The organism is Auraticoccus monumenti (assembly GCF_900101785.1).
In the GTDB taxonomy this organism is placed as follows: Bacteria; Actinomycetota; Actinomycetes; order Propionibacteriales; family Propionibacteriaceae; genus Auraticoccus; species Auraticoccus monumenti.
Window position 1 is genome coordinate 3333602 of sequence record NZ_LT629688.1, and the last position, 17711, is coordinate 3351312.

The window sequence follows — 17711 nt, forward strand, 5'->3', positions numbered from 1 at the left end:
TCCCCGCCCACCAGACCCCCTCGGAGTCCCGTGAACCCCTCTCAGCCGCACCTGCTCCCCCACCGGCTCGACGTCGCCCTCCGGCCGGGTCCGACGGCGGAGATCCGCTCCCGGGTCTGCGTCGGGCACGTGTGCGCGGGGGTCGCCCGTGCCTGACGCGCACGGGCACCTCGACCCTCGGCTGGAGCAGCTGCTGCGCTCACGGGCTGAGCGGCTCTGGCGGTACGAGCCCGCTGATGACGACCCTGGTGTCGACGACCCCGCCACCGCATCGTCCCCCCGCGGCGGAGACACGTCGTCGGACCAGCTGGACGAGGGGCATGTGCCCGTCGTCCTGAGCCGGGGCGACCGCGCGGCACTCGCCTACGCCGACGCGCTCCTCGGGCTGCTCGACCACGACGACGCCAGGTCCGCGGCCCTGCACTCGACCCGCAGCACGGCGTGGAAGCAGCTCGGCCACCAGCAGACCCGCGAGATCACCGCCCTGGTGCTCGAGCTGACGCTGCGCGAGGAGTCGTCCTCGCGCGCCGGCCCGTCACGCGACGACCAGCCCGCCGTCTTCGGACCGCTCGGTGCCAGCCACCTGGGCTGGGGCGACGACGGCGGTGCTGCCGTCGCCTGCCCCGAGTGCGGGCACGCCCTGAGCATGTTCATCGAGCCCGAGGAGGGCCGCGCCGACCGGCTCGCCGGACGCATCGCCGGCGGCATGGGGACGTGGTACTTCGTCCTGCTCCTGCTGATCTCCACGACGCTGTACCTGGGACTGACCTTGAGCCTGACCCGGTCGAGCACGAGCGAGATGGTCGCCCTGAACCACTTCGGGCTGGCGCTGGCGATCCTCACCGCCGTCCAGACGCCGCTCATCCTGCTCACCCAGCGCCGTGACGCCGCCCGCGACCGCGAGCGCGACCGTGAGGCCCTGCGGATCGCTGCGAACACCGAGACCGATCTGCACGCCATCCGGGCCTCACTCACCCGGCTCGAGGACGAGCCGCGCCGACCCTGACCAGCAGCCCCGGAGGAGAAGACCACGTGCAGGACGCGACCGCGCCCGACGTCACCTCGACGAGGTCACCGCCGGGTGACGCCTCCCCCCCGACCACCGTCGCCGACCTCCTCGACGAGGTGCCCGCCGGGTGGACCGAGGTCGAGTACGACGGTCGCCGGTACGGGCCCAGCCGCACCGACCGGGTGGGTGGCCAGGTCGTGACCCTCGCAGCCCGTGAGCTCGGCGGCCCCGACCTGATCAGCGCGAACGTGTACCGGACGAGCAGGGGCGACGAGCTGAGAGCCTGCGAGATGCCGGACCGCACGGTGCTGGACCTCCTGGGTGGTTGGCGGCCGGTGGACCCGTCGAGGACCGGCGCTGGCACCGGGGCCGCGACCGGTGAGAGCGGCGGCCGGCAGGGAGCAGGTTCCCGTCTCCACCTGCATGACGCGCCGGTCGCCGCTGCTGGCACGGGCGGTCACGGTGGAGGCAGGGTGCCAGGGACGGGCTCGGCTGGTGACGCCGGTGAGGGGCCTCGCCACAGCGGGAGCAGCGTGCTCCGGAGCGTGTGCGCGAGCAGCTCGGGCTCGGCCACGGCCGGGAAGTGCCCGCCCACCGGGTGCTCCTGCCACGCGACGAGCCGGTAGTAGCGTGCGGCCAGCTCCCGGGGTGGCTTCGGGAACGGCACTCGCTCGCCCCCGAAGACGCTGACCGCCGTCGGGACGGTGGAGGGGTCGTCCACCGGCAGACGGCCGGCGGGCTGGCGCTGGGCCGCCTGGTACGGCAGGAGCGAGGTCGTCACGGTGCCGGTGACCCAGTAGAGGGTGAGCGTGGAGAGCAGCAGGTCCCGGTCGAAAGCCGGTTCGCCGTCGACGCGGACGCTGCTCCAGGACCTGACCTTCTCGCCGATCCAGGCGGCCAGACCCACGGGGCTGTCCTCCAGCGCGGCCCCGAGCGTCCTCGGCTTCGTGGCGTGCAGGTGCGCGTAGGCACCCTCCTGGACCGACCACGCCGCCGACGCCGCCGCGTAGCGCTCCTCGGCCCTGGTGCGTGGGTCGGCAGCCGCAGCGAGACCGGGGGTGGCGAGGTGGATGCCGGCCACCTGCTCGGGGTTGTCGCGGGCCAGCCACCCGGCGACACCAGCGCCGAGGTCGCTGCCGTGAGCCACGTAGCGGGGGTGACCGAGTCCCTCCACCATCAGCCGGTGGAGCAGCCCGGCGACAGCGCGTCCGGTGAGACCGTGCGGGCCGGGAGGTCCGCTGAACCCGAAACCAGGCAGGGAGGGCAGCACCGTGCTGGGGGTACCCGTGGCGGGGTCCCCGAGCAGCGGGAGGAGGGGCAGGTGCTCCAGGAACGACCCCGGCCAGCCGTGGACCGCCAGCAGCGGGACGGGATCAGGACCCTGGCCCCGGACGTGCACGGCATGGACCCGGTGCCGGCCCACCCGGGCCTGGAGATGGGTCATCGCGTCCAGGCGGTCCTGCAGGACGTCGGTGTCGAAGGCGCGCCAGTCCGCCAGCAGCTCGCCCAGCCAGGTCCGGGGCACCCCCTGGTCCTCGCCGTCGCCGAGTGCGGCGGGCAGCCTGGGGCGCGCCAGTCGCGTCCGGAGCTCACTCAGCCTCTGCCGATCCAGCAGCACACGCTGCTGCTCCACCCTCACCGGCTCGTCCTGCACGGCACCTCCCTCGTCCTCCAGATCGCCGCCGCTGGTTCCCCTGCCGGTCCGACCGCGCCGGGCGTCACCGTCGCGCGCTGCGACGGGTGGGCTGGTCGGCGGTACCGCTCGCGATGGTCGTCGACGAGGTCGCGAGGATGTCCCTCCACCACGGGGAGGTCACCGGTCTGAGGGGATGGGGGCAGAGAGCCTCCAGTCAGGCCGGACGTAGTGGCAGGTGTAGCCGTACGGACGCTTGACCAGGTAGTCCTGGTGCTCCTCCTCGGCCTCCCAGAACCTGCCCGCGGCGGTCACCTCCGTGACCACCTTCCCGGGCCACCGGCGGGAGGCGTCCACGTCCTCGATCGTCTGCTCGGCCACCCTGCGCTGCTCCTGGCTGAGGTAGAAGATCGAGGAGCGGTAGCTCCTGCCCCGGTCGTTCCCCTGACGGTTGCGCGTGGTGGGGTCGTGCAGCTGGAAGAAGAACTCCAGCAGCTGCCGGTAGGACAGCGTGCGGGGGTCGAAGACGATCTCGACCGCCTCGGCGTGGTCCCCGTGGTCGCGGTAGCTGGGGTGCGACGCGTCATCACCACCGCTGTAACCGGCCCGGCTGGAGATCACGCCCGGCACCTTCCGGAGCAGCTCCTGCACTCCCCAGAAGCACCCACCGGCCAGCACTGCCGTCTCTGTCTCCTGCATCAGCACGATCCCCTCACACGTCGGTGGTTGCCCAGCTCCTTCGTCACGGTGGCGGTTGTCCTCTTACCTCCTCCTCCACCACGGCGATCCGCGGCCGCACCGGCACGACCCCCGCCACCGGTCGAGGTCGGGTCGCTGCTGGCGGGCAGCGGTGACCGCAGGCGGACCGGCGGAGCCTGGACAGCCGGTTCGAGTCGGCGGTGCTGCGCCGTCGCGCCGTGGTCGACGGTGCTCGCCGCGGGCGGTCCGCACGCGGCTGGGCGGTCGCGCTGGAGCCCCGCCGGTCCGCCGGCGCTGAGCGTGGTCAGCGGGGTGCGGTGAGCCCCCACTCGTCCACGACCCTCGAGGCCACCGCCTCCGGGGACAGCCGGCTGTTGTCGACCACCAGGTGGCGGCCGGTGAAGGGGAAGTCACCCTCGCTGTTGAGCCGGCGGCCGTCGAGCCGGTGCAGCAGCGCCCGGGCGGCCGCCACGTCGCGCTTGGACCGCTTCTCCGCCACCCGCAGCGGGGTCCCCTCGCGCGCCAGCCGGACATCCAGACCGGCCACCAGCTCGAGGTGGTCGACCGGGCCGCCGGCCTCGGTCACCGGGGCGATGACGTCCTCCAGGAAGGCGGCGTCGCCGGGGTCGTCGAAGTCCATCACGTAGGTGATGACCAGCCCGGGCAGGCCGCTGCCCACGGCCTCGGCCAGCACGGAGCGCCTGATCAGGCGGACCAGCCGCTGGAACGGCTCGGTGCCGAAGTCGAAGACCCCGAGCAGCGGCTCGATGGCCATGTGGTTGTGGAACAGCGGGTAGCCGGTCAGCTGCGACAGCGCGCGACCCACCGCCATCTTGCCGACGGCGGGCGGTCCGTGGACGACGACGAGGTGCATCCCGGGATCGTGGCACGGGGGCCCGCCGTGGGCGATCCGGTATCCGGCCCGCCCGGTGGCCTAGGGTCGGTGCTGACGCACGCACACCACGTGGAAAGGCCCCGCACCCATGGTCCAGAAGGTCGCCCTGCTCACCGCCGGTGGGTTCGCCCCCTGCCTCTCCTCCGCCGTCGGCGGGCTGATCGAGCGCTACACCGAGCTCGCCCCCGAGGTCGAGATCATCGCCTACAAGCACGGCTACCAGGGCCTGCTGGCCGGTGACTCCCTCGCCGTCACCGACACCGTCCGGGCCAACGCCGGCCTGCTGCACTCCTACGGCGGCTCCCCCATCGGCAACTCCCGGGTCAAGCTGACCAACGCCAAGGACCTGGTCCGTCGCGGTCTGGTGGCCGAGGGCGAGGACCCGCTGAAGGTGGCGGCCGAGCGCCTCACCGCAGACGGCGTCGACGTGCTGCACACCATCGGCGGCGACGACACCAACACCACCGCGGCCGACCTCGCCGCCTACCTGGCCGAGCACGACTACGGCCTGACCGTGGTCGGGCTGCCGAAGACCATCGACAACGACGTGATCCCGATCAAGCAGTCCCTCGGCGCCTGGACGGCCGCGGAGATGGGGGCCCGCTTCGCCCAGAACATCGTCGGCGAGCACAACTCGGGTTCGCGGATGCTGATCGTGCACGAGGTGATGGGACGCAACTGCGGCTGGCTGACCGCGGCCACCGCCCGCGCCTACCGCGAGTGGCTGGACGGCCGTCAGTGGCTGCCCGAGATCGGGCTCTCCCGCGAGGCGTGGGACGTCCACGCCGTCTACGTCCCCGAGGCCGAGATCGACATCGACGCCGAGGCCGAGCGGCTGCGCTCGGTGATGGACTCGGTCGGCAACGTGACCATCTTCCTCTCCGAGGGCGCCGGGCTGGAGTCGATCGTGGCTCAGCTGGAGTCCGCCGGTGAGGAGGTCGCGCGCGACCCGTTCGGCCACGTCAGGCTGGACAAGGTCAACCCCGGTGCCTGGTTCTCCGAGCAGTTCGCCTCCCGCCTCGGCGCGGAGAAGGTGATGGTGCAGAAGTCCGGCTACTACTCCCGCTCCGCCGCGGCCAACACCGCCGACCTGGAGCTGATCCGCTCGATGACCGACCTGGCCGTGGACTGCGCGCTGCGCGGCGAGTCGGGTGTGATCGGTCAGGACGAGGAGCAGGACGACACGCTGCGGGCCATCGAGTTCGAGCGCATCAAGGGCGGCAAGCCCTTCGACATCGGCGCGGACTGGTTCGCCCGGATGCTCGGCGAGATCGGCCAGCCCGCCCCCGTCGCCGCCCCGCCGGCCGCGCACTGAGCCCGAACGGGTACCGGCGGGGGCTCAGGCCCCCGCCAGCACCTGCTCGATCGCCCGGACGCTGCGGTCGCGGAACGCGGGGACGCTGAGGCGGTAGTAGTCGACCTCCATCGCCGCGACCGACACCGCCCACGCGCGACCGCGGCGCCAGGTGTCCTCGTCGACGTCCAGCTCCGCGCGCAGGTCGGCCCGCGGCCCCGGGCCGAAGGTGTTCCAGGCCACAGCGAGCTCGCAGGCCGGGTCCCCCACGCCGGGGCAGCCCCAGTCCAGCACCGCGCCCAGCCGACCGTCCTCGAGCAGCACGTTGCCAGGCTGCAGGTCGCCGTGGAACCACACCCCGGGGCCGCTCCAGGGCGGCGCGTCCACCCCGTCCTGCCAGACGGCCTCGGCCGCGCCGGAGTCGACCAGGTCACCGATCCGGCTCAGCGCGGCCCGGGTCAGGCGGTCGCGGTCCTCGCCCTGCTCACCCTGCAGCGGCAGACCCCGTGACCCGGTGAGCCCCGCCCCACCCGCCGGGCAGCGCTGGAGCGCCCGGATGAACCCCGCCAGCCGCGAGGCGTGCTCGGGGGTGTCGAGCTCCTCCCGGGTCGGTGCGCGACCGGGCAACCACGGGTGCACCGACCACCGCAGCGGGTAGTCCTCGTCGGGCTCGCCGAGCAGCATCGGGACCGACAGCCGCAGCGGCAGGTCGGGCTGCAGCCGGGGCAACCACTCGGCCTCCCAGACCGCCTGGGTGCCACCGCCGGGGCGGATCGGCATCCGGGCGACCAGGTCCGCGCCGAGACGGAAGAGGGCGTGGTCGGTGCCGAAGTCGTCCACCGCGCGGACCGGGAGGTCGGCCCACCGTGGCGCCTGGGCCCGGAGCAGCCGCCGGACGTCGGCCTCACCGACCACCACCTGGTCCTCGTGCATCTGGGTCATGGGGTGACTCGACCACCGATCCGGCCGACGGTCGAGTCCTTCCCGGGGTGCCCGGGTCCGCCCGGCCCGTCCAGTGGGTCTCCCATGGGGATCTCCCCCGTCAGCACTCGACGTCCCGCCGCGATGTCGCGGCGAGACGTCGGTGGCTGACGTCCACGGGGTTCCCGCCGACGGCCTCGCGCAGCACCGCGCGTCCCGGGTCGTGGCGACTGGCCGCGATATGCCGCCACGTCCAGGAGGGTGACGGCGTGTCGTGGCGACTCGCCGCGTCGGCCCGGACGTGACGACGCGGGAGGGTGGTCAACGGCGCCAGCGGCCCACCAGGACAGCCACGGAGGCGTCACACGCCCACGCACACCCCGCCGCCGGCCTCGCGCAGCACCGCGCGTCCCGCGATGTGGCAACTGGCCGCGATACGCCGCCACGTCCAGGAGGGTCACGGCGTGTCGTGGCGACTGGCCGCGATACGCCGCTCCGGCCAGGAGGGTCACGGCGTGTCGTGGCCAGTCGCCCCGTCAGCGGCGAACGTGACGACGCTCCACGCAGCTCAGCGGCGCCGGCGGCCCAGCAGGGCGGCCACGGCCGCGCCCAGGCCGACACCCGAGGCGGCACCGAAGCCCCAGCCGACCACCGAGGCGATCCGGGTGGCGCGGGTGGCCACGGTCTGCGACACCTGCACCTTCTCGTCGGGGTACTGCACCTCCAGCACCTCCGGGCCGATCCGCACGCCCTCGCGACGCGACCAGGCCACCTGGGCGCTGTAGGGGTTCCTGCCGCGGTCGGGCTCCGCGGGCACCGGCGTCCGTACCGGCTCCAGCTCGACGTGGGGGTCCTGCTCCAGCGGGACGTCGGCCTCGATGTGCTCCCCGGCGATGGCGCGCTGCTCGGAGGTGGCGATCCAGGCGGCGATGAACAGGATCAGGCGGGCGAACAGGTTGAAGAACAGCATCAGCACGATGACCGGTCCGAAGGCGGCCACGGCGGCGTTGCCCCCGAAGAGCCCGAAGACGGCCGAGGAGCTGTACTGCAGCACCGCCAGCCCGATCGAGCCGGCCAGCGCCCCCTTGACCACGGCCCTGGTGGCCACCTCCTCCTGGGGCAGCACCTTGAACAGGAACGTGAAGAGGAGGAAGCCGACGACCAGCGAGGCGACCACCGGGACCAGCCGCAGCAGCACACCGATGCCCGGGACGCTGGCCAGACCCAGCCAGCCGATCACGACGTCGGTCAGCGAGGTGGCCACCGAGGACAGCGCGAAGGTGACGACGATGAGCACCAGCAGCGCGACCAGCGTCAGGAGGTTGCGCAGCACCTCGACCACGATGTTGGACTTCTCCTCCGGGTCGTCCAGGCTTGGGCGCCACTGGGCGCGGACGGCGCTCTTGAGCTGGGCCATCCAGGCCGCGCCGGAGTAGGCCCCGACGAGCAGACCGACCAGGCCGGCGACACCCGCCCGGGCCCGGGCCTGGTCCAGCGCCTCCCCCACCTGGGTGCCGAGGTCCGGCCCGAGCTGGGCGACGACCACGTCCACCAGCTGCTGCACCTGGTCGTCGAAGAGAAGGCTGACCACCGAGAAGGTGACCAGCGCGATGGGCACCAGCGAGAGCACCGAGAAGTACGTGATGGCCCCGGCGAAGGCGTTGCCCAACCGGCTGGTGAACCGCACGCCGGCCCGCAGCAGGTGGGCCAGCCACGGGACGTGTTGCATCTTCTTCAGCCACTCACCCATGGCTGGACCCTATCGAGGTCGGGCGGTGCTCCTGCGCACGTGCCAGCGGCCGGCTCACTCCTCGAAGGCCTCCGGTGGCGGGCAGGAGCAGACCAGGTTCCGGTCGCCGTAGGCGCCGTCGATGCGGGCCACGGCCGGCCAGTACTTGTCCCCGCGGCCACCGGCCACCGGGCCCTGCCGGCGTCCGGCCGGGTAGCCGGCCACCGTGCGGCTGTAGGGGTGGGTCCACTCGTCGGCGGTGACGCGGGCCAGGGTGTGCGGGGCGTTGGCCAGCGGGTTGTCCTCGCCCCACTCCCCGGACTCCACCTTGGCGATCTCGGCGCGGATGCTGATCATCGCCTCGACGAAGCGGTCGATCTCGGCCAGGTCCTCGGACTCGGTCGGCTCGACCATCAGCGTCCCGGCGACCGGGAAGCTCATCGTCGGGGCGTGGAAGCCGTAGTCGACCAGCCGCTTGGCCACGTCGTCCACGCTCACCCCCGACGCCTTGGTCAGCGGGCGCAGGTCGAGGATGCACTCGTGGGCCACCAGCCCGCCCCGGCCGGCGTAGAGCACCGGGTAGTGCTCGGCCAGCCGTCGGGCGACGTAGTTGGCGCTGAGCACGGCCTGCTCGGTGGCCCGGCGCAGACCGTCGGCCCCCATCATGGCGATGTAGGCCCAGGAGATCGGCAGGATCCCGGCCGAGCCGTAGGGGGCACCGGACACCGGGCCCACCCCGGTGGCCGGACCGGCCTCGTCCAGCATCGGGTGGTTGGGAAGGAACGGCGCGAGGTGCGCCCCGACCGCCACCGGCCCGACGCCCGGACCGCCTCCGCCGTGGGGGATGCAGAACGTCTTGTGCAGGTTGAGGTGGCTGACGTCGGCGCCGAACTCACCGGGCTTGGCCAGCCCGAGCAGGGCGTTGAGGTTGGCCCCGTCCACGTAGACCTGCCCACCGGCCTCGTGCACCGCGGCGCACAGGTCGGTGATGGTCTCCTCGAAGACCCCGTGGGTGGAGGGGTAGGTGACCATGATCGCGGCCAGCTGGTCGCGGTGGGTCTCGATCTTGGCGTGCAGGTCGTCCATGTCGACCGCGCCGTCCTCGGTGGCCCTGACGACCACCACCCTCATGCCGGCCATCGCCGCCGAGGCCGCGTTGGTGCCGTGCGCGGAGGAAGGGATCAGGCACACCACGCGCCCGTCGTCCCCGCGGGAGAGGTGGTAGGCCCGGATGGCCAGCAGACCGGCGAACTCGCCCTGGCTGCCGGCGTTGGGCTGGATTGAGACCCGGGCGTAGCCGGTCACCTCGGCCAGCCACTCCTCCAGCGTGGCCACCAGGTCGTGGTAGCCGCCGGCGTCCTCACGCGGGGCGAAGGGGTGAAGGTCGGCGAAACCCGGCAGCGAGACCGGCTCCATCTCGGTGGTCGCGTTGAGCTTCATGGTGCACGAGCCGAGCGGGATCATGCCGCGGTCGAGGGCGAAGTCGCGGTCGGACAGCGAGCGCAGGTAGCGCAGCATCTGGGTCTCGGAGTGGTGGGTGGTGAACACCGGGTGGGTGAGGAACTCCCGCTCCCGGACCTGACCGGCCAGGTCGCCGGTGCCGTCCGGACCGAGGGTCGCCCCGAAGGCCTCGCAGAGCGCCTGCAGGTCGTGCTCGGTGGCGTCCTCCCCGATGCTGACCCCGACGTGGTCGGCGTCGACGGGGCGGATGTGCAGCCCGGCCCGGCGGGCGGCGGCCACCACGGCCCGGCCGCGGTGCGGGACCCGGATCTCGAGGGTGTCGAAGAAGCTGGTGTGCAGCACCTCCACCCTGGCGGCCTGCAGCGCGGCGGCGACCCGGCGGGTGCTGTGGTGCAGACCGTTCGCGATCCGGCGCAGACCGTCCGGGCCGTGGTAGACCGCGTACATGGCGGCCACCACGGCCAGCAGCACCTGGGCGGTGCAGATGTTGGAGGTGGCCTTCTCCCGGCGGATGTGCTGCTCGCGGGTCTGGAGCGCGAGCCGGTAGGCGGGGGTGCCGTCGGCGTCGACCGAGACCCCGACCAGGCGTCCGGGCAGGGAGCGCTGAAGCCCCTCGCGGACGGCCATGAAACCGGCGTGCGGGCCGCCGTAGAACAGCGGCACCCCGAGACGCTGGCTCGAGCCGACGGCGATGTCGGCGCCCCAGCCGGCCACGTCGGCGGTGATGGTCAGGGCCAGCAGGTCGCAGGCGGCGACCACCAGGGCCCCGTTGTCGTGGGCCTTCTCCGCGATCGCGGCCAGCTCGGCCACCGGGCGGAGCGCCCCGCTGGCGCCGGGGGTCTGCACCAGCACGCCGAAGGCCTCGTGCGTCTGCAGGGCGGTCACCAGGTCGCCGTCGGCCACCACGACGTCGATCCCCAGCGCGCGGGCGCGGGTGCGGACCACCGCGACGGTCTGCGGGAGCGTGTCGGCGTCCAGCAGGAACACCGCACCCTTCTTCACCGAGCGCCGCGCCAGCGCCATCGCCTCGGCGACGGCGGTGGACTCGTCGAGCAGGCTGGCCCCGGCGATGGGGAGACCGGTGAGGTCGGAGACGACGGTCTGGAAGTTGAGCAGCGCCTCCAGCCGTCCCTGGCTGATCTCGGGCTGGTAGGGGGTGTAGGCGGTGTACCAGGAGGGGTCCTCCAGCACGTTGCGCCGGATCACCGCCGGGGTCAGGGTGCCGTGGTAGCCCAGGCCGATCATGGCCGTGCAGGGACGGTTGCGCCCGGCCAGCTCGGCCAGCGCGGTCCTGGCCTGGTGCTCGCTCAGCGGGGCGGGCAGGGCCAGCGGCTGGGTCAGGCGGATCTGCTCGGGGAGGGTCCGGGAGAGGAGGTCCTCGATCCCGTCCAGCCCCAGCGCGGCCAGCATGGTGGTGCGGGCGTCGTCGTCGGTCCCGATGTGGCGCCGGACGAAGGGTGCGGCGGCGCCGCCGACGGAGGGTGCTGCCGCTCCGTTCGTCGTGCTGGGCCGGGACCCGTTCGTCTCGGTGCGCTCAGCGGTGGCGTGCTGGACCGACATCAGGCTCGACTCTCCTCGCCCGGGTCACAGGTTCCGCGGTGGTGCGGATGACGACCCCCGGTGCGGGGTCCAGCCTATGCGGCTCAGCCGGCGGCGCGTGCCCGCCGTCGAGCGGCCAGCTCGTCATCGGCGCTGGTGCGCGACGGGTCCTCGACCTGCTCCGAGGGGAGCTCCAGCAGGGTGCCCTCCAGCTCGCGCCAGACGCCGCCCAGGGCGATGCCGAACATGCCCTGGCCGCCGCGCAGCAGGTCGACGACCTCGTCGGCCGAGACGCACTCGTAGATGGTCGCGCCGTCGCTCATCAGCGTCACCTGGGTCAGGTCCTCGACGCCGCGGGCGCGCAGGTGGTCGATGGCCTTGCGGATCTGCTGCAGCGAGATGCCGGCGTCGATCAGGTTCTTGATGACCTTGAGGATCAGGATGTCGCGGAAGCTGTAGAGCCGCTGGCTGCCCGAGCCGGTGGCCGCGCGGACCTCGGGGGTGAGCAGACCGGTGCGGGCCCAGTAGTCCAGCTGGCGGTAGGTGATCCCGGCGGCCTTGCAGGCGGACTGGCCGCGGAAGCCCTCGTCCTCGGGCAGCGGGGAGAAGTCCCCGTCGAACAGGTGGTCCTGGGTGCTGCGGGGCGCGGTCGAGCCCTCCGGGGCCCCACCGTGGTGGGGGCTGCGCTCGGGGGTCTTCGTCACGGGTGCCTCGCTCTGGTGTGGGTGCTGCTCTGTGAGGATACGCGGCACGCTAGCCAGCCGCCAGGGTGCGGCCGCGGCGACACGCCCGAGCGGGCCGGCCCGGACCCAACCCTCAGGGACGGGTCGAGGTCCCGGCGACCGCCGTTCCTGGGTCGTCAGGAGCCCTCCCGGCCCCACCTCCGCACCCCGGCAGCCGGCCGCCGGAACGGGCCAGCGCCACCGCCTCGACCCGACTCCGGGCACCGAGCTTGGCGTGCACGTGCTCGAGGTGCTTGTCCACGGTGCGGGGGGACAGCTGCAGGCGCCGGGCGACCTCGCGCCCGGACAGCCCGGCCGCGACCAGGGCGAGGACCTCCGCCTCACGGGAGGTGAGCAGCGGCCGTCCCGGTCCGGCCAGGGCGGGTCCGGTGCGGCTGGTCCACCGGGGTACCGGCACCGTCTCCGCCACCCGGTAGGGCGTGGGGTCGTCCAGGCACCGGAGCACGGCCGCCCGCAGGTGCGGGACGAGCAGGGCGGCCAGCTGGTGCTCCCGCGCGCTGAAGGCGCCGGTGGATCGGCTCAGCGTGATGGCGTGGGCCCCCGACCCCTGGACGTCGAGCACCACGGCCAGCTGGTCCTCCACGCCGAGCGCACGGTGGGACTCCCGGTAGACCGGGTTGGCCCGCCACTGCCGCGCGGACACCAGCTCCCCGATGCTGCTGACGCCGACGCCGGGCGAGGCGGTGAAGCGCTGGATCAGGGGCGAGTGGGCGGCCACCGAGGGGTAGGACGCCAAGGTCGTCACCACCGACTCCTCGTCGGGCCAGACCACCCCGAACTCCTGGAAGACGGGGCCGAAGGAGATCTGGTGGTAGATGGCCAGGTGGGCACCGAGGACCCGGCAGAGCTCGGGGAGCAGCTCGCGCCGCAGCGCGGCGACCGTCCGGCACCCGGCGGCCGTGGCGGCCAGGTCGAGGGCCAGCACGGCCGGATGGGCGGGTGGCGGCAGCAGCGGCATCGGGGGACTCCGTTCTCCTCCCATGGACGCACGCGGCCCCGCCGACGTCAATGCCCGGTCTACGCACAACCGCGTATGGCGGGCGGCTCCCGAGGGGCCGCAGGATCGAGGAACCGGCTCCCTGCGCGCCGGTTCGAGGAGGTGCACCGTGCCCGACCACTCCCTGCCGACCGCGGCGTCGGCCCTGGCGGCGCTGGCGCTGGCGGCTGCGCTGACCTCGTGCCTGCCCGTGCCGCCACCACCTCCCCCGCCGCCGCCGTCGGTGTCACCGGCGCCCCTGCCCTCGCCGTCGGACCCGCCGGCGCCCCTGCCTTCGCCGTCGGACTCACCGGCACCCCTGCCCTCGCCCACGCCGGTGCCCCCGCCGGTGCCCGACCCGCCCGCGCCCGAGCCGACGCCGGCGCCGGACGGGGTCGTGCTGACCCCGCGGAGCCTCGGCCACCTGACCCTGGACGGCCCGGAGACGTTGGCGGTCTGGGACGTCGAGGAGGCCTTCGACGCCTCCGGGGAGTTCCTGTACGCCGGCCAGACCGACGAGTGCGGCCTCGGCACCCACGAGGGCTACCGGGTCGCGGTCGTCATGGACTCCATCCAGGCCGTGCAGGCGTTCGTCGTGGAGAACGCGGAGGTGGTGACGCAGGAGGGGGTGGCCCTGGGCAGCAGCACCGAGGACGTGGTGGCGGCCTACGGCCTGGAGAACGTGTACACCGCACCCGTGGACTCACGGGCCGGCGGCCCGCTCCTGGTGGTGGGCGACGGCTCGGGCCCACCGACGGAGGGCCAGCTGTCCTACGCCTTCGACACCGACGCCGCCGGCGAGGTCACGGGGCTGCGGGCCGGCGCCTGGCCGTGGATCGGCTACCGCGACTACTGCTCGGACTCCGCCGGGCGACCTGAGGGCACCGGCTGGCCGCTGGGCTGAGTCACCGCCCGGCTCTGCTCGGGTGGCGGGCGGCGCGGGCACCGGAGACCGCTCGGGATCGAGCGGCTGAGGACCGGACGGCTGGGGAGGGGTCCAGGACCGAGCGGTCCTGGGAACGGAGGGCCCGGAGACCAAGCGGTCCCGACGACCGAACGGTGCGGGGAGCGGGAGGCCTGGGAGCCGAGCGGCTCGGGGTCGAGGGACGGCTCCCCCGCCGGCCTCGTGCACCCGACGGTGCCGGCAGACGCTCAGCCGGCCCGGCCGGGGCCCGGCTCCTCGGGACCGCCCTCGGCGGTGAAGTCGTCGGGGGTGACCTGGTCGAGGAACTCGCGGAACTTCTCGACCTCGTCGTCCTCCTCCTCCGGGACCTCGATGCCGGCCTCGTCGAGGACCTCCTCGGCGCAGTGGATCTCCGCACCGGTGCGGAGGGCCAGCGCGATGGCGTCCGACGGCCGGGCGCTCACCTCGGTGCCGCCCTCGAACCGGAGCACGGCGTAGAAGGTGCCGGCGGTCAGCTCGGTGATGTGCACCTCGCCCAGCCGGTGGCCCAGGGCGCTGAGCAGGTCGGCCATCAGGTCGTGGGTCAGCGGACGCGGCGGGACGACGCCCTCCTGGGCGTTGGCGATCGCCGAGGCCTCCCCGGCACCGATCCAGATCGGGAGGTAGCGGTGGCCGCCGACCTCCCGCAGCAGCACCATCGGGATGTTCTGGGGCATCTCCACCCGCACTCCCACGACGTCGAGCTCACGCATGCCGCAACCCTACGCCGCCACCGGAGGACGTCGCGCCCCGGTGCTCAGCGGTCCATCGCGGTGCGCAGCAGCGCGGAGTGGGCGATGCCGACGAGCTTCACGACGTCGGCGGAGACGGTCCGCCCCGAGCTGCCGCGGCGCTGGAACGGGGCGATGGCCTGCTCGATCAGCCCCGCCTCGCGGTCCGCGGCCATCTTGAAGGCGCGCATGTGGCGGGCGTCCATGCCGAAGTCGGCCAGCCGGCGGGCCACCATGGCGATGGTCAGCGCGTCGCGGTCGTAGAAGCCGGTGCCCCGGCGGGGCACCACGATCATCTGCCGCTCCAGCTCCACCAGGGCCGCCTCGCTCAGCCCGCTGCTGCGCAGCAGCTCCACCCGGGAGAGACGCAGCGGCGGCTGGGGGCGCTGCGGGCCGGGCTCCGCGGCGGCGGGGACGGAGGCCGAGGCGGCGCTGACCGGTGCCTGGTCCGGCTCGGGCCCGGGCGCGGCGGGCACCGGGTGCGGGGTCTCCAGCGGCGGGGGCTGCATGCCGCGGTCCATCATGTCCAGGTGCTCGCGGATCACCCGGAGCGGCAGGTAGTGGTCCTTCTGGACGCGCAGGATGTAGCGCAGCCGCTCGACGTCGCCCTCGGAGTACTTGCGGTAGCCCGAGGGTGCGCGCTCCGGGCTGACCAGGCCCTCGGACTCCAGGAACCTGATCTTGGAGATGGAGACGTCGGGGAACTGGCTCTTGAGCACGGAGAGCACCTGCCCGATGCTGCGCTGGCCGGCCATCAGCGGTGCACCCGTCGCACGCCGACGTCGTGCGTGTCGGTCAGGACAACCCCCGCGGGCTCGGGTGGTAGACCATCCGGAACTTGCCGATCTGCAGCACGTCGCCGGCGTGCAGCTCCACCGGGCCCTCGATCAGGCGGCGGTTGACGTAGGTGCCGTTGAGGCTGCCCGGGTCGGTCACCACGACGGTGCCCTCGGCGCGGGCCAGGGTGACGTGGTGGCGGGAGACGGTGATGTCGTCGAGGAAGATGTCCGAGCCCGGGTGGCGCCCGACGGTCAGCCGGTCAGAGTCGATCAGGTAGCGCGAGCCGCTGCCCGGCCCCCACTGCACGATCAGCAGCGCGGAGCCGGCGGGCAGGGCCGCCACCGCGGCACGCTCGTCGTCGTCGAGCTCGGGGCCGTCGAGGTCGTCGTTCACCACGGCGATGGTCGTGGTGGTGTCGCCGCTGCTCGAGCCGCGGGGCTCGCCCGCGGGCTGCTGGCCCTCGTCGGCGGGGGCGTCGAGGCGGGTCAGCTTCTCCCCGCAGCGGGCGCAGAAGTTCGCGCCCTCGGGGTTGGCGTGACCGCACTGGTGGCAGTAGACCATTCAGGCACCGATCTCGGAGGTGTAGGCGTCGGCGTCGAGCAGGTCGTCCACGTCGGCGTCACCGGTCAGCTCGAGCTCGAAGAGCCAGCCGTCGCCGTAGGGGTCCGAGCCCACCGTCTCCGGTGCCGCGTCCAGCTGGTCGTTGACCGCGGAGACCACACCGGGCAGCGGGGCGAAGACGTCGGAGACGCTCTTGGTGGACTCGAGCTCACCGCAGGCGTCGCCGGCCTCGACCGACTCCCCCACCGTGGGCAGCGAGACGAACACGATGTCCCCGAGCTGCTCCGCGGCGTACTCGGTGATCCCCACCCGCACCACGTTGGCGTTGCCCGCACGCACCCACTCGTGGTCGGCGGTGTACTTCAGCTCTTCGGGGAAGCCAGCCATCGGTGCTCCTTGGTCGCGGCGCGGGGCCATCTCGACACGGACGTCCTGCTCGTCAGCGCGGTCTGCGGCCGTGGTGCCCGGCGTGGGCACGGGCTCAGACTAACCGTGCGGTGGAGATCGAGCCACCACCGCACCCTGCGCGTCCGCGACCGGTCCGGAGGCCCCTCGCCACGCCGGTGCGGTCAGCGCGGCGGCACCGGCTCGGCGTGCTGGAAGGCGGTCGGGGCGCGGACGCTGTCGACCTCGACCAGCCCGAGCTGGACGACCTCGACCTGCCCCTGGACCTGGGGACCGGTGATCTCGCTGACCAGCCCGCCGCGGAAGCGGACGGCCTCCTCCAGCGCGTGCGGGTCACCGATCGCCTCGATCACGATGGGGCTGGCGACCGGCTGCCCGTCGACCAGCAGACCGTCGGGACCGGTGCCGAACCAGGTGGAGGTCCCCACCCGGACGCTGTCGTCGATCTCGATCACCTCCGCGCCGGCGTCGCGGAGCTCCTCCACGGCGTTCAGCATCACCTGGGCGTCGACCTGGTCGAGCGGGTCCACGATCCGCAGCCGGACGCCGGGGCCCTCGGCGGGGGTGGTGCCGGCCAGGATCGACAGCTCCTCCAGCCGCTCCCCCGCCTGCTCCCGGGCCACCCGCTGGGAGTCCGCACCGGTCTCCAGCTCGCGCCGGGTCTGCTCCAGGGTGGCCAGCTCGTCCTCCAGCCGGCGGGACTCCGCGGACAGGCCGTCGAGCAGCTGGATCAGGTCGGCGCGCCGGGCGGTGGCGTAGGTGTCGTCCGCGCTCTGGCTGCGCAGCTGCACCACCATGCCCATCGCGACCAGCCCCAGCACCAGCCCGAGCACGACCTGGTGCCGGCTGGGGCGCAGGAACGCGGCGAGCAGGGCGGCGGCCCGTCCGCGCCCGGCGGGGGCGTCGCGCTCCTCGTCGGGGTCCTGCGGGGCGGCGTCGACCTCCTGGTCGGCCACCGCGCGCTCGCGCCGGCGACGGGCCCGGCGCAGCATCGGGTCGGGACGGCGGGGACGGCTCGGGTCCACCCGGCGGGGCTCGCCCGGCGGGCGGGACGGCTCAGGCATGGACCAGGTGCCTGCGGATCGCGGCGGCGTTGGTGAAGATGCGGATTCCCAGCACCACCACCACACCGGTGGACAGCTGCGAGCCGACGCCGATCTGGTCCCCGACCCAGACGATCAGGGCGGCGATCAGGACGTTGGAGACGAAGGAGACCACGAACACCTTGTCGGTGAAGGTGTCCTCGAGCCAGGCCCGGGCGCCGCCGAAGAGGGCGTCCAGGGCGGCCACGATGGCGATCGGCAGGTAGGGCTGGAGGAAAGCCGGCAGGGTGGGCTCCAGCAGGATCCCGAGGACGATGCCCAGGACGAGTCCGAGGATGGCGATCACGTG

The 17711-nt window shown here is 73.6% G+C and carries 17 protein-coding genes; 3 read left to right on the forward strand and 14 right to left on the reverse strand.

Translation table 11 applies throughout. The annotated features are described in order from the left end of the window. The first annotated feature begins 322 nt into the window (after positions 1-322). Positions 323-1006 carry a DUF1003 domain-containing protein gene (locus tag BLT52_RS15485; protein ID WP_090594814.1) on the forward strand — a complete coding sequence of 228 codons (684 nt, stop codon included), beginning with the start codon at positions 323-325 and terminating at the stop codon, positions 1004-1006. Positions 1007-1466: 460 nt separating this feature from the next. Here BLT52_RS15485 and BLT52_RS15495 read toward each other — a convergent pair whose 3' ends face one another. The 3 genes from BLT52_RS15495 to BLT52_RS15505 form a co-directional block, all read right to left on the reverse strand. After that, the gene (locus BLT52_RS15495) at positions 1467-2663 is read right to left on the reverse strand and encodes an epoxide hydrolase family protein (RefSeq protein ID WP_090594816.1); all 1197 of its coding nucleotides are present in this window, start codon (positions 2661-2663) and stop codon (positions 1467-1469) included. A 159-nt stretch (positions 2664-2822) separates the two neighbouring features. Then, positions 2823-3341: a peptide-methionine (S)-S-oxide reductase MsrA gene (gene msrA, locus BLT52_RS15500; RefSeq protein ID WP_090596893.1), complete on the reverse strand. Its 519-nt coding sequence runs from the start codon at positions 3339-3341 to the stop codon at positions 2823-2825. Positions 3342-3645: 304 nt separating this feature from the next. Further along, positions 3646-4215, reverse strand: a complete 570-nt coding sequence (locus BLT52_RS15505) for a DEAD/DEAH box helicase family protein (protein WP_090594817.1) — start codon at positions 4213-4215, stop codon at positions 3646-3648. Between the two features lie 109 nt (positions 4216-4324). Here BLT52_RS15505 and BLT52_RS15510 point away from each other — a divergent pair, with 109 nt between their 5' ends. Further along, a complete protein-coding gene (locus tag BLT52_RS15510; protein WP_090594819.1) occupies positions 4325-5551 on the forward strand; it encodes a pyrophosphate--fructose-6-phosphate 1-phosphotransferase in 1227 nt (408 codons plus the stop codon). Positions 5552-5575: 24 nt separating this feature from the next. On the opposite strand, the gene BLT52_RS15515 is transcribed toward BLT52_RS15510, so the two are convergent. The 5 genes from BLT52_RS15515 to BLT52_RS21270 all read right to left on the reverse strand — a co-directional run bounded on the left by BLT52_RS15515 (position 5576) and on the right by BLT52_RS21270 (position 12881). Further along, positions 5576-6472, reverse strand: coding sequence for an aminoglycoside phosphotransferase family protein (locus BLT52_RS15515; RefSeq protein WP_090594820.1), 897 nt, complete (start codon positions 6470-6472; stop codon positions 5576-5578). Between the two features lie 547 nt (positions 6473-7019). Further along, a complete protein-coding gene (locus tag BLT52_RS15520; protein WP_090594822.1) occupies positions 7020-8201 on the reverse strand; it encodes a YhjD/YihY/BrkB family envelope integrity protein in 1182 nt (393 codons plus the stop codon). Between the two features lie 54 nt (positions 8202-8255). After that, on the reverse strand, positions 8256-11201 hold the full coding sequence (gene gcvP, locus BLT52_RS15525) for an aminomethyl-transferring glycine dehydrogenase (RefSeq protein WP_090594823.1): 2946 nt from the start codon (positions 11199-11201) through the stop codon (positions 8256-8258). An 83-nt stretch (positions 11202-11284) separates the two neighbouring features. After that, entirely contained in the window at positions 11285-11923 is a 639-nt protein-coding gene (locus tag BLT52_RS15530; RefSeq protein WP_407922631.1) for a MerR family transcriptional regulator, read from the reverse strand. A gap of 73 nt (positions 11924-11996) precedes the next feature. Further along, positions 11997-12881, reverse strand: a complete 885-nt coding sequence (locus BLT52_RS21270; RefSeq protein ID WP_090594826.1) for a helix-turn-helix transcriptional regulator — start codon at positions 12879-12881, stop codon at positions 11997-11999. 148 nt (positions 12882-13029) lie between these two features. Here BLT52_RS21270 and BLT52_RS15540 point away from each other — a divergent pair, with 148 nt between their 5' ends. After that, positions 13030-13803: a hypothetical protein gene (locus BLT52_RS15540; protein WP_157677174.1), complete on the forward strand. Its 774-nt coding sequence runs from the start codon at positions 13030-13032 to the stop codon at positions 13801-13803. A gap of 248 nt (positions 13804-14051) precedes the next feature. Here the strand turns inward: BLT52_RS15540 and BLT52_RS15545 are convergent, their stop codons facing one another. From BLT52_RS15545 to BLT52_RS15570, 6 genes are all read right to left on the reverse strand, one after another. Then, positions 14052-14555 (reverse strand): bifunctional nuclease family protein, encoded by a 504-nt coding sequence (locus tag BLT52_RS15545; protein ID WP_090594829.1) that lies wholly within the window; start codon positions 14553-14555, stop codon positions 14052-14054. Between the two features lie 44 nt (positions 14556-14599). Next, positions 14600-15328, reverse strand: a complete 729-nt coding sequence (gene ftsR, locus BLT52_RS15550; protein WP_090594831.1) for a transcriptional regulator FtsR — start codon at positions 15326-15328, stop codon at positions 14600-14602. 40 nt (positions 15329-15368) lie between these two features. Then, on the reverse strand, positions 15369-15914 hold the full coding sequence (locus BLT52_RS15555) for an FHA domain-containing protein (protein WP_090594833.1): 546 nt from the start codon (positions 15912-15914) through the stop codon (positions 15369-15371). Further along, complete coding sequence (gene gcvH / locus BLT52_RS15560; RefSeq protein ID WP_331712547.1) at positions 15915-16391, reverse strand: glycine cleavage system protein GcvH; 477 nt, start codon at positions 16389-16391, stop codon at positions 15915-15917. Positions 16392-16483: 92 nt separating this feature from the next. Continuing rightward, positions 16484-17383 (reverse strand): DUF881 domain-containing protein, encoded by a 900-nt coding sequence (locus BLT52_RS15565; protein WP_231946344.1) that lies wholly within the window; start codon positions 17381-17383, stop codon positions 16484-16486. After that, the gene (locus BLT52_RS15570; RefSeq protein ID WP_090594838.1) at positions 17376-17708 is read right to left on the reverse strand and encodes a small basic family protein; all 333 of its coding nucleotides are present in this window, start codon (positions 17706-17708) and stop codon (positions 17376-17378) included. Before BLT52_RS15570 ends, BLT52_RS15565 begins: the two co-directional genes overlap by 8 nt. Positions 17709-17711: the final 3 nt, after the last annotated feature.